Raw genomic sequence first — 18555 nt, 5'->3', positions numbered from 1 at the left:
GGCGGTGCCGAGTCGCACGACCGACGTATTGACAGGGACATAGGTCCGACGTTTCCATGAGGCGGCGCCACTGTTGGAATTCGTTCGCTTCCGTTCGACTGTGTTGGTCCATGATCTCTCCCCCCACGGAGTCTCTCGTGCAGCTGCCCAGCGCCCGCCCGCCGTTGCGGAAACTCCTGCCGACCCTGGCCGTGACCCTGACCGTGGTCCTGTCACTGACGGCACCGGCACCGGCGGTGTTCGCGGCCGAGACCGCCGAGACATCCGCCGCCGAGACATCCGCCGCCAAGACGTCCCGCGCCGAGACGGTCGTCGATGTCACGGCTTTCGGCGCCGACCGGACGGGCAAACGGGACAGCGCCAACGCGGTGGCGAAGGCGATGAGGCAGGCCAAGAAGGCCAAGGGCCCGGTCCGTGTCCTGTTCCCGCGCGGCACCTATCAGCTCTACCCCGAGCGGGCCGAGAGCCGCGAGCTGTACGTCTCCAACACCGTTGGCGCCGACCAGACTTACCGGGACAAGCGGATCGGCATCCTGGTCGAGGACATGCGCGACGTCACCATCGACGGCGGTGGCTCGCATCTGCAGTTCCACGGGCTGATGACCACCTTCGCGGTGATCCGCTCGCGCGACGTCGTCGTCAAGAACTTCAGTTACGACGTGAGCGCCCCGAAGGTCGTGGACGCCACCGTCAGCGAGTCCGGGGTGTCCGACGGCCGGGCGTACCGCGTGCTCACCGTCCCCCGGGGCAACGGCTTCTCGGTCGCGCACAACGAGGTGACCTGGCTCGGCGAGACGAGCCCGGCCACCGGGGAGCCGTACTGGTCCGGCGTCAACGGCATGAAGTACACCCAGCTCCACGACCCGGCGGCGCGACGCAGTTGGCGCGGCGACAACCCCCTGTTCTCCGACGTGGCGTCGATGAAGGACCTCGGCGGCAACAGGCTGCGCGTCGAGTACACCACCGCGACCGCCCCCACCGACCGCGGCCTCGTCTACCAGATGCGCGAGACCACCCGGGACACCCCCTCCGTACTGTTCTGGGAATCGCGGGACGTCACGGTCCGCGGACTCGAAGCCCGCTATCTGCACGGCTTCGGCCTCGTCGGCCAGTTCAGCGAGAACATCACCGTCGAGGGCAACACGTTCCGCACCGATCCCGCCTCCGGGCGCAGTACGGCGGCGTTCGCCGACTTCATCCAGATGTCCGGCGTCAAGGGCGAGGTGAAGGTCACCGACAACGTCTTCGACGGCGCGCACGACGACGCGATCAACATCCACGGCACCTATCTGGAGGTCACCGGCAGGCCCGCCGACCGGAAGGTGCTCACCCTCGCGTACAAGCACCCCGAGACGGCCGGCTTCCCGCAGTTCTACCCCGGTGACGAGGTGGAGATCGTGGACAAGGAGACCATGGCGCCGGTGCCCGGCCCGGCCGCCAGGGTCGTGTCCGTCGACGGCCCCTCCGGCCGGGACCACGACAAGCCGCTGACCACCATGACGGTCGCCTTCGACCGGGCGATCCCCGACTCCGTCACCGCGGGGAACTTCGTGGTGGAGAACACCACCTACACGCCGGCCGTGACCGTCACCGGCAACACCTTCCGCCACATCCCCACCCGCGGCATCCTCGTCACCACACGCAAGCCCGTGGTCATCGAGGACAACGTCTTCGACGGCATGACGATGGCCAGTGTCTTCATCTCCTCCGACGCCTACCAGTGGTACGAGTCGGGGCCGGTCAAGGATGTCCTGATCAGCCGCAACACCTTCCTGCGGCCGGCCTCCCCGGTGATTCTCGTGGAGCCCACGAACCAGGTCGTCGACCCGGCGCGGCCCGTGCACCACGGCATCCGGGTCCAGGACAACGACTTCCGGACCGCAGACGTACGGCTGCTCGACGCGAAGAGCGTCAGCGGCATCTCGTTCGAACGCAACCAGGTCTCCCGTCTGGACCGCCACACCGCGTTCGCCGCCGAGACGGCGAACCCCTGCCCCGCCCCGGGCGCCACCACCGAGGTGCGGGCCGTCGCGAAAGCCTCGCCGTACACCACCGCGCTGTTCGCCTACCGGGGTTCGTCCGACGCCCTGATCCAGGACAACCGCTTCGACAACGGTCTGAATCTGCGCGCCGACCTGACCGCCACCGACGAGGCCCAGGTCACCGGCGACGAGGTGGCCAAGGGCGCCGACAACATCCTGCCGCTGCTGGGCGCGACACGCTGGACCAGCAGCGATCCGGCGGTCGCCGCCGTCGACCGGAACGGCCGGGTCACGGCGAGGACACCGGGCAGCACCACCGTCACACCGACGACGAGCAGCCGGCTCGGGCCCGTGTCGGGTGTGCCGGTCACGATCAGGGTCGGCGCGGCGCCCTCCTCGCCCGGCTGCGCGTAGGACCTGGCCGGCCGACGGGCGCATCCGAGATCTGATGAACCGTCCGATTTAGTTTGTTTGACCCCTGGGAAAGCGTGTGCGAATCTTGCGCCGTGTTCCGCTCTCTGCACCTCGTCGTCCGCGCGCACGTGGATCTGCTCCGCGTCGCGAGCGCGCTCTGTAGCCCCTCCGCCGTCTGAGCGGTTTCTGCGGGCCCCTCCGCCGTATCCGGCCCCGAGGGCCGTCTTGTGCAGCCGGAACCATTTCCTCCACCGTGGACGTGCCGGCCACCCTTGTCCGCCCGTAGCCGGGCCACGGGCAAGGGGCTTTTCTCTCCCCCGTACCACCATGCGAGACGCGTGTGTCGAAGCACACATCTCACCTTGCCGAATCGAGTCAGCATGTCCCTCCCGTCGCCCGGCGCCGCCTCGGCGCGGAGCACCGACACCGCAGTGGCCGCCTGGGAAGCCTGGCGCGCGCGGCGGACCGCCTCCGTGACGGCGCCCACCGGAAACCTGGCACTGGTCGAGACCAGATGGCTGCCTTCCGGTACGGCCTCGGCCCCGGACGTCGAGGCCGAGCAGCGGACCGCTCCCCCGGGCGTGCGCGTCACGTCGCTGGAGCGGGCCGACATCCTCACCGGTGAGCCGGAGTTCGGCCTCCGGTTCTGGGACGCCGAGTCCCCGGCCGTCCGGCGCTTCTCGGGCATCGAGACGTTCGACCACGACCCGGAGTGGGTGCTCCGGGCGACCTTCACCCCCGTCGCCGGCGACCGCCGGATCCCGTTCGAGTACATCCGTGACAACGGCGGCAGCCGGGGGCTGATCGTGCCCGGCGACATCACCCTCACGCTCGACGGTGTCGACTACACCCTCGCGGCGTTCGACGACGACGGGACGCTGCTCCTCGTCTTCGGCGACCCGACGAACGGTGTCGATACGTACGGCTCCGGCCGCTTCCTCTTCGTGGAGCGCGACCCGGGCAGTACGGCCGTCACTCTCGACTTCAACCGCGCCTTCGTCCCGCCGTGCGGCTTCTCAGCCCAGTACAACTGCCCGCTGCCCCCGCCGCAGAACCGGCTCCACCTGCCCGTCCTCGCGGGCGAGAAGCTGCCCGTCTTCGTCGACGGCCACTCGGTCGACGGCCACCCCTCAGGAGTATCGAAGTGAAAAGAACAGCCACTCCCCTCGCCGGCGGCGTCCTGGTGGTCGCGCTTTCCGTCGCCCTCACGGCCTGCGGCGGCGGCACGTCGAACCAGAAGAGCGGGTCGTCGGGCTCCTTCGACGCGGACGCCACGGTCGGCATCGGCTCGCTGTACGAACCGCAGAACCTGGACAACACGGGTGGCGGCGGCCAGGGCGTGACCGAGGCCCTCAACGGCAATGTCTACGAGGGTCTCTTCAAGCTCACCGACCAGGGGAAGGTCGAGAAGCTGCTCGCCGAGAGCTACACCGTCTCGCCGGACGGCCTCACCTACACGATCAAGCTCCGGGACGGAGTGAAGTTCCACTCGGGCCGGGCGCTCGACTCCGCCGATGTGAAGTACAGCATCGAGAAGGTGACGGGGGAGGCGTCGCAGTCGGCGCGCAAGAGCAGCCTCGAAGCCGTCAAGAGCATCGCCACCCCGGACCCGCGCACCGTCGAGGTGACGCTGAAGACGAAGTCCATCTCGTTCGTCTACAACCTCAGCTACGTGTGGATCATCGACGCCGAGGCCAAGAACCTCAAGACGTCCGAGGACGGCACCGGACCGTACAAGCTGGACCGCTGGAACCGCGGTTCCGCCCTGAGCCTCGACCGGTACGCCGGCTACTGGGGCGAGGCCGCGAAGAACAAGAAGGTCGTCTTCCACTACTACAAGGACGCGACCGCCCTCAACAACGCGCTGCTCACCAACGCCGTGGACGTGGTGACGAGCGAGCAGAGCCCGGACGCGCTGGACCAGTTCAAGAACAACCCCGCGTACAAGGTCAACAGCGGCAACTCGACCACCAAGCTGCTGCTCGCCTTCAACGACCGGGTCAAGCCGTTCAACGACGTGAAGGTCCGCAAGGCCGTCAGCTCGGCGATCGACAACAAGAAGCTGCTGGAGTCGGTCTGGGGCGGCTACGGCAAGCTCATCGGCTCGATGGTCCCGCCGACCGACCCCTGGTACGAGGACCTGACGGGCGTCAATCCGTACGACCCCGCGCTCGCCAAGAAGCAACTGGCCGAGGCCGGTTACCCCAAGGGCTTCGACCTCACGATCGACACCCCGAACTACGACCCGCACCCGACCGCCGCGACGTTCATCAAGTCGCAGCTCGCGAAGGTCGGGATCAACGTCAAGATCAACGTCATCACGCCGGACGAGTGGTACACGAAGGTCTACCAGAACCACGATTTCAGCGCGACGCTCCAGGAGCACGTGAACGACCGGGACATCGTCTGGTACGGCAACCCCGACTTCTACTGGGGCTACGACAACAAGCAGGTCACCCGGTGGGTCGAGCAGGCCGAGCAGTCGGACACGACGGCGCGGCAGACGGCGCTGCTGAAGAAGGTCAACCAGCGGATCGCGCAGGACGCGGCCAGCGACTGGCTGTACCTCTACCCGCAGATCGTCGTCGCCTCCTCGAAGCTCTCCGGCTATCCGCTCAACGGCCTGAACTCCCAGTTCTACGCCTACGACATCAAGAAGAGCTGACGACCCGACGTGAGCGGCCGGGCGGGACGGAACGACGCGGAACGGAACTGACGTACCCATGACCCTGTACGTAATTCGGCGGCTGGCCTTCCTGGCAGCCTCCCTCCTGCTGGCCAGCGTGGTGCTGTTCCTGCTGCTGCGGCTGCTTCCGGGCGACCCCGCCAACGCGCTGACGTCGGTCGGCGCGAGCCCGGAGCAACTGGCGGCGGCCCGCCGGGAGATCGGTTCCGACCGGCCGCTGCCCGAGCAGTTCGTGACCTGGCTGCACAGCCTGGCCACCTTCGACCTCGGCGACTCCTTCGTCAGCACCCTGCCGGTCGGACCGGAGATCGCCACCCGGATCGAGGTGACGGGCCCGCTCACGCTGCTCGCGTTCGGGCTGGCGCTCGTCATCGCGCTCCCGGTCGGATTCCTGGCCGCCCACCGGGCGAACACCTGGTACGGGCTGATCCTGAACGGGGTCTCCCAACTCGGCATCGCCGTCCCGGTGTTCTGGGTGGGCATGATCCTGATCACCGTGTTCTCGCTCCATCTGGGGGTGCTGCCGGCGGGCGGTTTCCCGCAGGACGGCTGGGCCGATCCCGTGGAGGCGCTGCGGTCGCTGGCCCTGCCGGTCATCACCGTCGCCGTGGTGATGTCGGCGTCCCTCATCCGGTACGTACGGTCCGCGAGTCTGGACGTCCTGGGGAGCGACTACCTCCGTACGGCACGGGCTCTCGGTGCCTCGTTCGGCGAGGCGGTACGGCGGCACGGGCTGCGCAACGGGGCGGTCCCCGTCGTCGCCGTACTCGGCATCGAACTCGCCTCCACCCTGCTGGGCGCGGTGGTCGTCGAGACCGTCTTCGCCCTGCCGGGGCTGGGCAGCATGCTGTCGCAGGCCGTGGCCCAGCACGACTACCCGACGATCCAGGGGGTGTTGTTCGTGACCACGCTCGCGGTGCTGATCATCGGGTTCCTGGCCGATCTCGCGCAGCGCCTCATCGATCCGCGGCTACGTTCCACACTGAGCGGGGGCAAGCCATGACCGGCGCCGTCCTCACGGCCAAGACCGGCCGCACGTCCACCCGCCGCCGCTCCACCATCCTGATCGCCGGCTGTGTGCCGGCCGGGCTGATCGCGGCGCTCGCCCTGGTCTCGTTCTTCTGGCTGCCGTACCCCTTGGACGACACCTCGGGAGACCGGCTGGCTTCGCCCGGTCCGTCGCATCTGCTCGGCACGGACAAGCTGGGGCGCGATCTGCTCTCCCAGGTGATGATCGGCGCGCGCATCGCCCTGGAGTCGGGCGCCGGGGCGGTGGCGATCGGCGGGGTGCTCGGGGTGGCCACCGGGCTGGCGGCCGGCTTCGCCACCCGCTGGGTGGACGACACCTTCTCGGCGTTCCTCGATGTGCTGATCGCCTTTCCCACCCTGCTGCTGGCCATGCTGGTGGTGGCCGCCCAGTCGGCGTCGCTCGGCTCGGCGATCGTCGCGATCGGTCTGGCCATGACGGCCGTCGTGGCGCGGCTGACCCGCGTCCTGGTCAAACGGGTGCTCGCGGAGGACTACATCACCGCCGCGCGGACGTCCGGCACGTCCTGGCCACGGGTGATCACCGGCCATGTGCTGCCGAACATCTGGCCCACCCTGGTCGTCAATCTGGCGCTCCAGTTCGGTCTCGCGGTGCTCGCGGAGGCGAGCCTGTCGTTCCTCGGGCTGGGCGCCCCGCCGCCGAACGCCTCGTGGGGCCGCATGCTTCAGGAGGCCCAGGCGACGGTGTCGACCGCCCCGTGGGGAGCCATCGCGCCGGGGGTGCTGCTGGTCGCCCTCGTCGTCGGGGTCAATCTGATCGCGGACGGACTGCGCGACACTCTGGACCCGACCCGCCGGAGGAGCTCATGAGCCTGCTGGACGTCACCGGCCTCACCATCGTCACCGACAGTGGCCGCGCCCTTGTCTCGGATCTCTCCTTCCGTGTCGAACAGGGCGGCCGACTCGGGCTGATCGGTGAGTCGGGCTCCGGGAAGTCGCTGACCGCCCTCGCCGTCATGGGCCTGCTGCCGCCGGGGCTGACGGCTTCGGGGAGTGTGGTGCTGGACGCGCCGGGGCTCGACCGGACCGAGGTGGTGGGCGCGGCCGAGTCCCGGATGCGTCCGCTGCGCGGCCGGGGCGTGGGTGTGGTGTTCCAGGAACCCCTGACCGCGCTCGATCCGCTGATGCGCGTCGGCCGGCAGATCGCCGAACCGCTGCGGCGCCGGCGGGGCTTGCGCGGCGCGGAGCTGCGGCGCGCCGTCGCCGCCGCCCTCGACCGGGTCCAACTGCCGGACCCGGACCGGATCGCCCGTGCCTTCCCGCACGAGATCTCCGGCGGCCAGCGCCAGCGGGTGGCCCTCGCCATGGCGCTGGCCCCCGAACCGGCCCTGCTGATCGCGGACGAGCCGACGACCGCGCTCGATGTGACCGTCCAGGCCGAAGTGCTGGGACTGCTAGGCGAGTTGATCGCGGAACAGGACATGGCGCTGCTGTTCGTGAGCCATGACCTGGCCGTCGTCTCCGGGATCACCGACGAGCTGGTCGTCCTCAAGGACGGCGGGGCGGTGGAGTCGGGGCGCACCGCCGACATCCTGCACACGCCCCGGCAGCCGTACACCCGGAGCCTGGTCGAGAGCGCCCGTACCTTCGAGAACGCACTGGAACGGATCACGCGATGAGTTCACCGGTCCTCGCCGTACGGGACGCGGGTTTCGCGTACCGGGGCGCCGCCCCCGTATTGCACGGCGTCACGCTGGAGATCGCCGCCGGCCGCAGTGTCGCCCTCGTGGGCGAGTCCGGGGCGGGCAAGACGACCCTCCTGCGGCTGCTTCTCGGCCTCACCCGGCCGACCAGCGGCGAGGTGCTCTTCGACGGACAGCCGCTCGACGTACGGAACCGGGCGCAGCTGCGCGGGTTCCGGCGCAGCGTGCAGAGCGTCTTCCAGGATCCGTACTCCTCGCTGGACCCCCGGCAGCGGGTGCGCCGGATCGTCTCCGAGCCGCTGCGCTCGCTGGGGCTCGCGGGGCCCGACACGGAGGACCGGGTCGCGGCGGCGCTGGAGGGCGTGGGGCTGCCGGCGGACGCCGGGGGCCGCTATCCGCACGAGTTCTCCGGCGGTCAGCGGCAGCGCATCGCCCTCGCGCGGGCGACGGTCTGCGACCCGCGCGTGCTGCTGGCGGACGAACCGGTCAGCGCCCTCGACGTCACCACGCGCGTACGGATCGTCGATCTGCTCGGCGAGCTGAAGGAGTCGAGGGGCCTGACCATCGCCATGGTCTCCCACGACCTGTCGGTGGTGGCGGCGCTCTGCGAGCACACGGCGGTGCTGGAGAACGGCCGGGTCGTGGAACAGGGCGACACCCGGGCGGTCCTGGGCGCGCCGTCCCACCCGTACACCGCACGCCTGATCGCGAGTGTGCCGCGGCTGCCGACGGCGCCGCTGCTCGACAAGCACGGCGCCGAAGGCTGAGCGCCCCGAACGGGCCTGCCCGCTAAGGGAGTTGGGGTCACCCGGCCGGTGCCGCCAGCCGGAATCCCACGCCGATCGCCGCCAAGTCCCGCTCGTAGGCGCCGTGTCGACGGGCGCACCGGGCCAGATCCCGGTCGTGGCGGAACGCGCCGCCCCGGGTGATGTGCGGGTCGAAGGCCCAGTCCTCGATGCTCGGCACCTCCGCCGGGGCGCCCGGGTAGGGGGCGTAGCGGGTGGAGGTCCACTCGTCGGCGTTGCCCGCCATGTCGAGCGTCCCGAAGGGGCCGGCCCCTTCGGGGAACGAGCCGACCGGCATCGTCGTACCGACGCCGAGGTCCACCATGTTGGCCAGACCGGTGCGGTACTCGTCCCCCCACGGGAACTCCCTGCCGTCGTCGCCACGGGCGGCGCGCTCCCACTCGTCCTCCGTGGGAAGCCGTACGTCGAGGCCGCCGAGCCGGTGCCCCAGCCACCGGCAGTAGGCCGTGGCCGCCTCCCAGGTGACGCCGGTGACCGGGTGGTCGGCCGGTGCGTCGGGGACCGGCCCGCCGGTGGCCGCGGCGAAGGGCGCCCACCGGCCGACGGTGACCTGGGTGCGGGCGATCCGGAACGCCGGGACGTGGATCTCTGCGCGTGGCGCCTCCTTCAGATACCACTCGACCGGCACCCCGGTGTCGGCGTAGCGGCGCGCCACCCCGTCCACCTCTTCGGGAGGTGTCCCGCGCCGCAGTGTCCCGGCCGGTATCTCGACCCAGTCCACCTGTTCCGCCTGCTCCATGTGCTCCACCTGCAACGCCCCCGCCTCGGTCCGGTCGAATGACGCTCATACTCGCCCCGATGGACGGGGCGGGCATCGGGCGATCGGCCTACCGCGACGGCGACCTTGGAACCAGGCCCTCGGACTGCTTCCCCCGTCGGCCGGTCAGTGGGCGGCGAGGAGTTCGAGCGTGTCGATCAGCCGGTTCGAGAAGCCCCACTCGTTGTCGTACCAGGCGACCACCTTGATGTGGCGGCCGTCGACGCGGGTGAGGGCCGAGTCGAAGATCGCCGAGGCGGGGTTGCCGGTGATGTCGGACGACACGAGGGCGTCCTCCGAGTATTCGAGGATCCCGGCGAGCGGCCCTTCGGCCGCGGCGCGGTACGCCGCGAGTACGTCGTCGCGTGACACGTCGCGGGCGACGGTCGTGTTGAGTTCGACGATGGAGCCCACCGGCACCGGTACGCGGATCGAGTCGCCCGACAGCTTGCCGTCGAGGTTCGGCAGGACGAGGCCGATCGCCTTGGCGGCGCCGGTGGTGGTCGGCACGATGTTGACGGCGGCGGCGCGGGCGCGGCGGGCGTCGCGGTGGGGTGCGTCCTGGAGGTTCTGCTCCTGGGTGTAGGCGTGCACCGTGGTCATGAAACCGTGCTCGATGCCGGCGAGGTCGTCGAGCACCTTGGCCAGTGGCGCGAGGGCGTTGGTCGTGCACGAGGCGTTCGAGACGATCGTGTGCGTGGCCGGGTCGTACGCCTCGGTGTTGACCCCGTACGCGACCGTGGCGTCGGCGCCGGCCGACGGCGCGCTGACGAGCACCTTCTTGGCGCCCGCGGTGAGGTGGGCGTGGGCGGCCTCGGCGGAGGTGAAGCGGCCGGTCGCCTCCAGCACGATGTCGACGCCGAGTTCGGCCCAGGGCAGCCGCGCCGGTTCGCGCTCGGCGAGCACGGCGATACGGCGCCCGTCCACGACGAGGGCGTCCTTGTCGGCGGTGACCGGGCGGCCGAGCCGACCGGCGGTCGTGTCGAAGGCGAGCAGTCGCGCGAGGGCGGCGGGCTCGGTGAGGTCGTTGACGGCGACGACCTCCAGGTCGCTGTCGCGTTCGAGCAGGACGCGCAGCGCGTTGCGTCCGATGCGGCCGAATCCGTTGATGGCGATGCGAGTCATGAGTGATGTCCTTTCGGGTCCCCACCAGGCTCGCGCGTGGTGTCCGCCGGCGACGGCGGCGTGAACGCCATGGTTCGAAAGGATCACGCCAACCGGTGGCTGCCGCAGGTTACTCGCCCTGGGCGAAGGTTCGCCGGTAGGCGCTCGGTGTGGTGCCGAGAGTCGCCTGGAAGTGCAGCCGCAGGTTCGTCCCCGTGCCGAGTCCGACGTCGGTGGCGATCTGCTCGATGCTCAGCTCCGAGCGCTCCAGCAACTCCCGGGCCACGTCGACGCGGGCGCGCATGACCCACTGCATCGGCGTGTACCCGGTGTCCTCGACGAAGCGCCGGGAGAACGTGCGCGGCGACACGGCCGCGTGCCGGGCGAGCGCCGTGAGCGTGAGGGGCTCGCCGAGCCGGCGCAACGCCCATTCGCGGGTCGCGGCGAACCGCTCGCCGAGCGGCTCGGGCACCCGGCGCGGCACGTACTGCGCCTGGCCGCCGCTGCGGTACGGGGCCGCGACCAGGCGCCGGGCCGCGTGGTTGGAGGCGGCCACCCCGAGGTCGGCGCGCAGTACATGCAGGCACAGGTCGATGCCGGAGGCGGCCCCGGCCGATGTCAGCACGCTGCCCTCGTCCACGAACAGCACGTTCTCGTCGACGCGGACGAGCGGATGCTTCGCCGCGAGCGCCCGCGTGTAGTGCCAGTGCGTCGTGGCGCGCCTGCCGTCGAGCAGGCCGGTGGCGGCGAGCGCGAAGGCTCCCGTGGAGATGGCGGCGAGCCGCGCGCCCCGCTCATGGGCGGTGATCAGCGCGTCGATGATCACCTGCCGCGGGTCCTCGCGGTCCGGGAACCGGTAGCCGGGGATGAAGACGAGGTCGGCCCACGCGAGCGCGTCGAGCCCGTGGGCGACGTGGTACGACAGCCCGTCCCCACCGGCCACCAGACCGGGCGCGGCGCCGCACACCCGCACCTCGTACGGCATGCTCTCGCGGGTCGAGAACACCTGCGCGGGAATGCCGACATCGAGCGGCTTCGCGCCTTCCAGGACAAGGACGGCGACGCGATGGGGGCGGGGGGCCGGCATGGGGCACAGCGTACGGGCCGGGTCAGCCGAGGAAGCTGAGCCGTACCTTCCGGTCGGGGTTGTCGGTGTTCGTGTCGACCAGGCAGACCGACTGCCAGGTGCCCAGCTCCAGACGGCCGGCGATCACCGGGAGGGTCGCGTGGGGTGGGACCAGGGCCGGGAGGACATGGTCGCGGCCGTGGCCGGGCGAGCCGTGGCGGTGCTGCCAGCGGTTGTCCGCCGGGAGGAGGGTGTGCAGCGCGGCGAGCAGGTCGTCGTCACTGCCCGCGCCCGTCTCGATGACGGCCACGCCGGCCGTGGCGTGCGGGACGAAGACGTTGAGGAGGCCGTCCCGGCCGGCCGCGCTCTCGCGGAGGAACTGTTCGCACACGTGCGTCAGGTCCGTCACGGTCTCGTCGGTGCCGGTGGCAATGTTCACGATCCTGGTGGTGAAGGCGTCGGGCATGGGTCCATCCTGCCGTCCCCCGGGCGCGTGCGCGTCGTGCGCGTGCGGGATGATCCGGGCGCCCCCGACTGTTGGTAGAAACGTGAACGACTTCGGGGCGGTAAGGGACATGGACGTCGTGGTCATCGGCGCGGGGCAGGCCGGGCTGTCGAGCGCCTACCATCTGCGGCGCTCCGGGCTGGTGCCCGACCGGGACTTCGTCACGCTCGACCATTCCCCGCGGCCGGGTGGCGCCTGGCAGTTCCGGTGGCCCTCACTCACGTACGAGAAGATCCACGGGATGTACGCGCTGCCCGGCATGCACCTGACCGGCGCCGACGGATCGCGGCCGTCGTCGGAGGTGATCGGGGAGTACTTCACCGCGTACGAGGAGCGGTTCGACCTGCGCGTGCACCGGCCCGTGGATGTGGCGGCCGTGCGGGAGGGCGACGGTGGGCTGCTGCGGGTCGAGACCTCGGAGGGTGTCTGGTCGGCGCGGGCGCTGATCAATGCCACGGGCACCTGGGACCGGCCGTTCTGGCCGCGCTATCCGGGTCAGGAGACTTTTCGGGGCCGCCAGTTGCATACGGCCGGCTATCCCGGGCCGGGCGCGTTCGCCGGGCTGCGGGTGGTCGTCGTCGGTGGCGGGGCCTCGGGTACGCAGCATCTGATGGAGATCGCGGATGTGGCCGCCGGGACGACATGGGTCACGCGCAGGCCGCCCGTCTTCCGGGAGGGGCCGTTCGGCGAGGAGCAGGGGCGGGCCGCCGTCGCGCTGGTGGACGAGCGGGTACGGGCCGGGCTGCCGCCCCGGAGCGTGGTGTCGGTGACCGGCCTGCCGGTGAACGAGGCGATCACCCGGGCGCGTGAGCGGGGTGTGCTCGACCGGCTGCCGATGTTCGACCGGATCACCCCGTCCGGTCTGGTCTGGGACGACGGGCGGCGCGTCGACGCCGATGTGATCCTCTGGGCCACCGGCTTCCGCCCGGCGATCGACCATCTGGCGCCGCTGCGGCTGCGCGAGCCGGGTGGCGGGATCCGGGTCGAGGACACGCGTGCCGTACGGGACGAGCGCGTCCATCTTGTCGGGTACGGGCCTTCGGCCTCCACGATCGGCGCCAACCGGGCGGGGCGCGCCGCCGTACGCGAGATCCGAGCGCTGCTGGAGCGGGAGCCGGTCCTCGTCTGAGGCCGCGCGCCTCGGGCTCTGTGCCGCGCGCTTTGTGCCGCGTCCGAGGCTTCGTCCGTGCCGCGTGCTCAGTCCGTCGCGGCGCTTCTGTGCGCGTTGAACTCCTCGACGTTTCCCCGGTGTTCGTCGTAGTCGGCGGTGAAGCGGGTGTCCCCCGGCGCCACCGTCACGAAGTACAGCCAGTCGCCCCGCGTCGGATTGATCGCGGCGTTCATCGCCTCCTCCCCCGGATTGCCGATCGGTGTGGGCGGCAGGCCCTTGAGCTCGTAGGTGTTGTAGGGGCTCGCGGTCTTCGTGTCGGAGTGCGTGGTGTCCAGCGTGCTGCGGTTCAGGGCGTAGTTGAGGGTCGAGTCCATCTGGAGCGGCATGTCGCGGGCCAGTCGGTTGTGCACGACGCGTGCCACGCGGCCCATGTCGGCGGCCGTGTCGGCCTCGGCCTGCACGATGCTGGCGATCGTCACGGTCTGATAGACACTCACGCCGTTGCGCCGGGCGCCCTCGGTGATGCGGTCGGCTCCGAAGCGCTGCCGGGCGGTGTCGACCATGTAGCCGAGCAGACCGGACGGAGTCGCGTCGGCCTCGACCGGATAGGTGGCCGGGAAGAGATATCCCTCCGGGTTGCGCCGGGCGGCGGAGGGGAGTTCGAGGCGGGTTCCGGTCGCCGCCTTGGCGGTGGTGCCGGGCGGGACGCCGAGGACCTGGTCGACGGAGGCGTACACCTGGGTGGCCCGTCGCCCCTCGGGGACGAGCAGCGACACCGTCTTCTTCTTCTCGGCGTCGGGTGATTCCCCGGTACGCAGCAGCGGCACGAGCACCGCCGCCGCGACGACGACCGCCACCGCCGTCACGATCAGGACCAGTCGGCCACGGCGGGTCAGTCGGGGCCTGCGTCCGGAGGTGAGGCGCGGGGGCTCGTTCGTCATGCGGGCACGCTAACCCGGACAAAGCACGGATTCCGGCACCCCGCACAGGGCGAAGGCGAGCGGCACCGGCGACACGAACACACGAACGTGGGAGCGGGTGTTCGCTGGAACGTGTGATCGCTACCGGATTCCGGGCCCAACTCCCCTGCGACAGCAGATGCTTACGGTGCGCAGGCGACGGGCTGCAGACCGCGACCGCGCTGTCCCAGTCAGGCATCTTCACAAGGAGAACGCACCACCATGAACGTGATCACGAACCTGCTCGCCGGCCTTGTCCACTTCGTCGGCTGGCTCGTCTGACGCACCCCCACAACCGGCGCCGTCGCTTCCCGTCCCAGGGAGCGGCGGCGCTGCCGCGTGTCAGGCACCGCCGTGCGTCAGGCGGCGCCCACGCGCTCGTCCCGCACGGGCAGCGGCGCCGGTGCGCCGTCCCTGCGGATGAGTGCCGCGTACCTGCCGTCGCGGTCGATCAGCTCGTCGTGCGTGCCGCGCTCGGCTATTCGGCCCGCGTCGAGGACGACGATCTGGTCGGCGTCCCGCACGGTGGAGAGCCGGTGCGCGATGGTGATGGTCGTACGCCCCTCGGAGAGGGCGTCGATGGCCTGCTGGACCGCGTGTTCGGTCCGGGTGTCGAGTGCGCTGGTCGCCTCGTCGAGCACGAGGACCGGCGGGTCGCGCAGGATGGTCCGGGCGATCGCGAGGCGCTGTTTCTCGCCGCCGGAGAACCGGTATCCGCGTTCGCCGACCAGCGTGTCGTACCCGTCCGGCAGGGCGGCGATGTGGTCGTGGATCTGCGCCGCCCTGGCCGCCGTCTCGATCTCCTCGTCCGTGGCGTCGGGCTTCGCGAACCGGAGGTTGTCGGCGACGGAGGCGTGGAAGAGATACGTCTCCTGGGACACGACGCCCACCGCGCGGGCGAGGGTGTCGAAGGACAGGTCGCGTACGTCGACCCCGTCGAGCAGGACCCGGCCACCGGTCACGTCGTACAGACGCGGCACCAGATAGCTGAGGGTCGACTTGCCCGATCCGGTGGGACCGACGACGGCGAGACTGCCACCGGCCGGGACGGTCACGTCCACGCCGTGAAGGGTGTTGCCGTCCTTCGTGTCGTAGCTGAAGTCGACGCCGTCGAAGCGCACTTCGCCCCGGACCTTGTCGAGCGCGACCGGACTCTCGGGTTCGGTGATGTCGACGGGCAGGTCGAGATATTCGAAGATGCGCTGGAAGAGCGCGAGGGACGTCTGCATCTGCACGCCGGTGGCGAGCAGGCTCACGGCCGGGCGGAAGAGGCCCTGCTGGAGGGAGACGAAGGCGACGAGCGTACCGATGGAGACGACCGTGCCACCGCCCTGGAGGACGAAGCCGGCCGCCCAGTAGATGACGGCGGGCATCGCGGCCATGACGATGCCGATGACGGACATCCGCCACCGCCCCGCCATGTTCGACCGGACCTCCAGGTCGACGAGTCGCTCGGACTCCTCGGAGAACGACTTGGTGAGCGAGTCGGCGCGCCCCATCGTGCGGCCGAGGAGGATGCCGCTCACCGACAGGGACTCCGTGACCGTGGCGGCCATCGTGGCCATCTGCTTCTGCCGTTGCAGAGTGATCCGTTTGCGCTCACGGCCGACGCGGCGGCTGATCCACACGAACACCGGCAGCAGGAGAAGCGAGACGACGGTCAGCCGCCAGTCCAGCGCGATCATCGCGACGACGGTGGCGATGACGGCGGTGAGGTTGGAGACGAGCGACGTGGCGGTGGAGGTGACCGTCGCCTGCATGCCGCCTATGTCGTTGGCGATCCGGGACTGGACCTCGCCGGTGCGGGTGCGGGTGAAGAACGCGAGCGGCATGCGCTGCAGCTGCGCGTAGACGGCCGTGCGCAGGTCGTGCATGACGCGCTGGCCGACCGTCGTGGAGATGAGGGTCTGGACGACGCCGAAGACGCCGCTGAGGACGGCGGTGAGGATCATGCCGAGGGCGAGCAGGCTGAGCAGCCCGGTGCGGCCCTGCGGGATCGCGGTGTCGAGGATCTCGCGCAGCATGAAGGGCGAGGCCACGGCCACCAGGGACGAGGCACCGACGAGCAGGCCGACGATCGCGAGCCTGCCCCGGTAGGGGCGGAAGAGCCGGAAGATACGGCGCAGCTGGGCCGGCGGCTCGGGCAGCGACGGATCCGGGGGCTGGGCGGAGGGCTTCCAGGTCGACAGTTCGGACTTCATGGGCTCCTTCGAGGGGATTCAGGGAGTACGGAAAAAGCTTGAAGGATCATAGCTCACTGTTACCTAGCTTCACAATGTACTTAGTCCTGTTATTATTCCGCCATGAGCACCCCCGACGCCGGCACGCCGGACTCCGACGGCCTGCTGGCCGAGCAGCTCCTGAGGTTGACCCGCCGGCTCCACCGCGTCCAGAAGCGCTATCTGGAGCCGATCGGGATCACTCCCGCGCAGTCGCGTCTGCTGCGCACGGTCGCCTTCTACGACAGTCCGCCGCGGATGGCGGATCTCGCCGAGCGCCTCGAAGTGGTGCCCCGCGCCGTGACGAGCCTGGTCGACGGCCTGGAGTCGAGCGGCTGCGTCCGCCGCGCCCCCGACCCGACCAATCGCCGGGTGATCCGGATCGAGCTGACCGAGACCGGGCGGGGCGTGCTGCGGGCGCTGCGCGACGCGCGCAGGTCCGCCGCCGAGGACATTCTCGCCCCGCTGACGGCGGACCAGCGCGATGTGCTCGGTGTGCTGCTGTCGGCGCTGGTGGGCGGGCCGGTCGACGGCGTGCCGGACCGCCGCTGCTGAAGGGGGCGGCCGAGGGTCGCCGCCGAGCGGTTTCCGGCCACCGCCCCGAGGCGCGTTCCGAAGAGTCCAAGGGTCCGATCGAAGAGTCCAAACGAGGTCCCTTGCGCATCACCGGTCCCAACTACCAAGGTCCTTCCCGAGGTTCACATCCGCCGCGCACGTCAGCTCCTACGGAGGCTTCATGAACGACGCAGCACCGCAGAACCCCGGCAGGGATCAGGACGAGGACAACGGCGGCTCGGTGAGCCGCCGTTCCGCTCTCCGGACGACGGCGGGCGTCGCCGGCGCCGGGCTCGGGCTCGGCGCCCTGGGCACCGGCACAGCCGCCGCCACCACCGCGCAGACCCACACCACGCGGACCACCGCGCAGGCCGCCTCCGACAGCACCGAGTCCGCCGTCCCCGAGCGCCAGGGCCGCACCATGGCCGGCGTGCCCTTCGAAAGACGCTCCACGGTCCGCGTCGGCATCATCGGCCTCGGCAACCGCGGCGGCAGCATGATCGATCTGTTCCTCGCGGTGCCCGGCGTCCAGGTCGTCGCCCTGTGCGACACGGTGCGGGACAAGGCGCGGAGTGCCGCGGCCAAGGTCGTCAAGGCCGGGCAGCCGGCCCCCGCCGTCTACACGAAGGACGAGCACGACTACGAACAGCTCTGCGCGCGCGGCGACGTCGACTTCGTCTACGTGGCCACTCCGTGGGACTTCCACTTCGAGATGGCCAGGACCGCGATGCTGGCCGGCAAACACGTCGGCGTGGAGTGTCCGATCGCGATGCGGCTCGACGAGCTGTGGAAGCTGGTCGACCTCTCCGAGCGCACCCGGCGCCACTGCATGCAGCTGGAGAACTGCGCGTACGGCAAGAACGAGATGCGCGTCCTACGGATGGCGCACGCGGGCCTGTTCGGCGATCTGCTGCACGGCGCCGGCGCGTACAACCACGATCTGCGCGGTCTGATGTTCGACCCGGACTACTACGAAGGCCCCTGGCGCCGGCTGTGGCACACCCGGCTCCGGGGCGACCTGTATCCGAACCACGGCTTCGGCCCCGTCGCCAACTACCTGGACATCAACCGCGGCGACCGCGCCGTCAGCATCACCAGCATCGGTACGCCCGCGCTCGGCCTCGCCCAGTACCGCGAGGAGAACATGCCGCCGGGCGACGCCAGTTGGAAGGAGAGTTACGTCAACAGCGACCGGACGATCAGTCTGGTCCAGACGGCCAAGGGCCGGGTCGTCCGGTTGGAGCACGACGTCTCGACGCCGCACCCGTACAGCCGGATCAACAGTCTCGGCGGCACGAGGGGCGTTTTCGAGGACTATCCGGAGCGCATCTACATCGAGCCGGACCACACCAACGACGAGTGGGGCGACTTCGCCGCGTACGCCGACTGGGACCACTGGCTGTGGAAGGAGCACGCGAATCCGCCGGGCGGCCACGGCGGGATGGACTACATCATGGTCTTCCGCCTCATGCAGTGCGTCCGGCTGGGCCTCGTCCCCGACTTCGACGTGTACGACGCCGCGACCTGGACCGCCCCCGTACCGCTGAGCGACGCGTCCATCAAGGCCAACGGCAAGCCGCAGCAGATTCCGGACTTCACCCGCGGCGAGTGGAAGAAGTCCCGGCCCGGTACGGATTCCGCGAAGCCGACCGAGGCATAGCCCGGGAAGTCGTGGGCCCGGCCGGCGCGGCTGGGCCGGCC

Annotated in this window: 17 protein-coding genes; 11 read left to right on the top strand and 6 right to left on the bottom strand. The window is 70.5% G+C overall.

What is annotated here, in order from left to right; translation table 11 throughout:
- Positions 1-137: 137 nt before the first annotated feature.
- The 8 genes from ACFUN8_RS05095 to ACFUN8_RS05060 all read left to right on the top strand — a co-directional run bounded on the left by ACFUN8_RS05095 (position 138) and on the right by ACFUN8_RS05060 (position 8539).
- Complete coding sequence (locus ACFUN8_RS05095; protein WP_383631589.1) at positions 138-2396, top strand: Ig-like domain-containing protein; 2259 nt, start codon at positions 138-140, stop codon at positions 2394-2396.
- A gap of 74 nt (positions 2397-2470) precedes the next feature.
- Complete coding sequence (locus tag ACFUN8_RS05090) at positions 2471-2575, top strand: putative leader peptide (RefSeq protein ID WP_383631586.1); 105 nt, start codon at positions 2471-2473, stop codon at positions 2573-2575.
- A gap of 201 nt (positions 2576-2776) precedes the next feature.
- Entirely contained in the window at positions 2777-3544 is a 768-nt protein-coding gene (locus ACFUN8_RS05085) for a DUF1684 domain-containing protein (RefSeq protein ID WP_383631583.1), read from the top strand.
- Positions 3541-5061, top strand: coding sequence for an ABC transporter substrate-binding protein (locus tag ACFUN8_RS05080; protein WP_383631580.1), 1521 nt, complete (start codon positions 3541-3543; stop codon positions 5059-5061). Before ACFUN8_RS05085 ends, ACFUN8_RS05080 begins: the two co-directional genes overlap by 4 nt.
- Before the next feature lie 58 nt (positions 5062-5119).
- Entirely contained in the window at positions 5120-6085 is a 966-nt protein-coding gene (locus tag ACFUN8_RS05075; RefSeq protein WP_383631577.1) for an ABC transporter permease, read from the top strand.
- The gene (locus ACFUN8_RS05070; protein WP_383631574.1) at positions 6082-6939 is read left to right on the top strand and encodes an ABC transporter permease; all 858 of its coding nucleotides are present in this window, start codon (positions 6082-6084) and stop codon (positions 6937-6939) included. Before ACFUN8_RS05075 ends, ACFUN8_RS05070 begins: the two co-directional genes overlap by 4 nt.
- Positions 6936-7748 carry an ABC transporter ATP-binding protein gene (locus ACFUN8_RS05065; protein ID WP_383631571.1) on the top strand — a complete coding sequence of 271 codons (813 nt, stop codon included), beginning with the start codon at positions 6936-6938 and terminating at the stop codon, positions 7746-7748. Before ACFUN8_RS05070 ends, ACFUN8_RS05065 begins: the two co-directional genes overlap by 4 nt.
- The gene (locus ACFUN8_RS05060; RefSeq protein WP_383631568.1) at positions 7745-8539 is read left to right on the top strand and encodes an ABC transporter ATP-binding protein; all 795 of its coding nucleotides are present in this window, start codon (positions 7745-7747) and stop codon (positions 8537-8539) included. Before ACFUN8_RS05065 ends, ACFUN8_RS05060 begins: the two co-directional genes overlap by 4 nt.
- Positions 8540-8576: 37 nt before the next feature.
- Here the strand turns inward: ACFUN8_RS05060 and ACFUN8_RS05055 are convergent, their stop codons facing one another.
- The 4 genes from ACFUN8_RS05055 to ACFUN8_RS05040 form a co-directional block, all read right to left on the bottom strand.
- Positions 8577-9317, bottom strand: coding sequence for a formylglycine-generating enzyme family protein (locus tag ACFUN8_RS05055; protein WP_383631565.1), 741 nt, complete (start codon positions 9315-9317; stop codon positions 8577-8579).
- 144 nt (positions 9318-9461) lie between these two features.
- Entirely contained in the window at positions 9462-10460 is a 999-nt protein-coding gene (gap, locus tag ACFUN8_RS05050; RefSeq protein WP_383631562.1) for a type I glyceraldehyde-3-phosphate dehydrogenase, read from the bottom strand.
- Between the two features lie 109 nt (positions 10461-10569).
- A complete protein-coding gene (locus ACFUN8_RS05045; RefSeq protein WP_383631559.1) occupies positions 10570-11526 on the bottom strand; it encodes a GlxA family transcriptional regulator in 957 nt (318 codons plus the stop codon).
- Between the two features lie 22 nt (positions 11527-11548).
- Positions 11549-11971 carry a YjbQ family protein gene (locus ACFUN8_RS05040; protein ID WP_383631556.1) on the bottom strand — a complete coding sequence of 141 codons (423 nt, stop codon included), beginning with the start codon at positions 11969-11971 and terminating at the stop codon, positions 11549-11551.
- A gap of 109 nt (positions 11972-12080) precedes the next feature.
- On the opposite strand from ACFUN8_RS05040, the gene ACFUN8_RS05035 reads away from it, so the two are divergent.
- Positions 12081-13139 (top strand): NAD(P)-binding domain-containing protein, encoded by a 1059-nt coding sequence (locus ACFUN8_RS05035; protein WP_383631872.1) that lies wholly within the window; start codon positions 12081-12083, stop codon positions 13137-13139.
- A gap of 68 nt (positions 13140-13207) precedes the next feature.
- Here the strand turns inward: ACFUN8_RS05035 and mltG are convergent, their stop codons facing one another.
- Together mltG and ACFUN8_RS05025 are read right to left on the bottom strand one after the other, a co-directional pair.
- Positions 13208-14062, bottom strand: a complete 855-nt coding sequence (gene mltG / locus ACFUN8_RS05030; RefSeq protein WP_383631553.1) for an endolytic transglycosylase MltG — start codon at positions 14060-14062, stop codon at positions 13208-13210.
- A gap of 377 nt (positions 14063-14439) precedes the next feature.
- A complete protein-coding gene (locus ACFUN8_RS05025) occupies positions 14440-16281 on the bottom strand; it encodes a NovA family novobiocin export ABC transporter (protein ID WP_383631550.1) in 1842 nt (613 codons plus the stop codon).
- Positions 16282-16383: 102 nt separating this feature from the next.
- Here ACFUN8_RS05025 and ACFUN8_RS05020 point away from each other — a divergent pair, with 102 nt between their 5' ends.
- Both ACFUN8_RS05020 and ACFUN8_RS05015 read left to right on the top strand, forming a co-directional pair.
- Positions 16384-16854 carry a MarR family winged helix-turn-helix transcriptional regulator gene (locus tag ACFUN8_RS05020; protein WP_383631547.1) on the top strand — a complete coding sequence of 157 codons (471 nt, stop codon included), beginning with the start codon at positions 16384-16386 and terminating at the stop codon, positions 16852-16854.
- 181 nt (positions 16855-17035) lie between these two features.
- Positions 17036-18514, top strand: coding sequence for a Gfo/Idh/MocA family protein (locus ACFUN8_RS05015; RefSeq protein WP_383631544.1), 1479 nt, complete (start codon positions 17036-17038; stop codon positions 18512-18514).
- Positions 18515-18555 lie beyond the last annotated feature (41 nt).

The sequence above is a fragment of the Streptomyces sp. NPDC057307 genome, assembly GCF_042667665.1.
GTDB lineage: Bacteria > Actinomycetota > Actinomycetes > Streptomycetales > Streptomycetaceae > Streptomyces.
Note: the sequence above shows the minus strand (reverse complement) of the source record. Positions and strands in the feature narration are given on the sequence as shown.

Bases quoted from the DNA above. Each gene is read 5' to 3' on its own strand.
- ACFUN8_RS05015 (WP_383631544.1), top strand. From the start codon at position 17,036: ATGAACGACGCAGCACCGCAGAACCCCGGCAGGGATCAGGACGAGGAC.
- ACFUN8_RS05020 (WP_383631547.1), top strand. From the start codon at position 16,384: ATGAGCACCCCCGACGCCGGCACGCCGGACTCCGACGGCCTGCTGGCC.
- ACFUN8_RS05055 (WP_383631565.1), bottom strand. From the start codon at position 9,317: ATGGAGCAGGCGGAACAGGTGGACTGGGTCGAGATACCGGCCGGGACA.
- ACFUN8_RS05035 (WP_383631872.1), top strand. From the start codon at position 12,081: ATGGACGTCGTGGTCATCGGCGCGGGGCAGGCCGGGCTGTCGAGCGCC.
- ACFUN8_RS05025 (WP_383631550.1), bottom strand. From the start codon at position 16,281: ATGAAGTCCGAACTGTCGACCTGGAAGCCCTCCGCCCAGCCCCCGGAT.
- ACFUN8_RS05070 (WP_383631574.1), top strand. From the start codon at position 6,082: ATGACCGGCGCCGTCCTCACGGCCAAGACCGGCCGCACGTCCACCCGC.
- ACFUN8_RS05065 (WP_383631571.1), top strand. From the start codon at position 6,936: ATGAGCCTGCTGGACGTCACCGGCCTCACCATCGTCACCGACAGTGGC.
- gap (WP_383631562.1), bottom strand. From the start codon at position 10,460: ATGACTCGCATCGCCATCAACGGATTCGGCCGCATCGGACGCAACGCG.
- ACFUN8_RS05085 (WP_383631583.1), top strand. From the start codon at position 2,777: ATGTCCCTCCCGTCGCCCGGCGCCGCCTCGGCGCGGAGCACCGACACC.
- ACFUN8_RS05075 (WP_383631577.1), top strand. From the start codon at position 5,120: ATGACCCTGTACGTAATTCGGCGGCTGGCCTTCCTGGCAGCCTCCCTC.
- mltG (WP_383631553.1), bottom strand. From the start codon at position 14,062: ATGACGAACGAGCCCCCGCGCCTCACCTCCGGACGCAGGCCCCGACTG.
- ACFUN8_RS05060 (WP_383631568.1), top strand. From the start codon at position 7,745: ATGAGTTCACCGGTCCTCGCCGTACGGGACGCGGGTTTCGCGTACCGG.
- ACFUN8_RS05040 (WP_383631556.1), bottom strand. From the start codon at position 11,971: ATGCCCGACGCCTTCACCACCAGGATCGTGAACATTGCCACCGGCACC.
- ACFUN8_RS05045 (WP_383631559.1), bottom strand. From the start codon at position 11,526: ATGCCGGCCCCCCGCCCCCATCGCGTCGCCGTCCTTGTCCTGGAAGGC.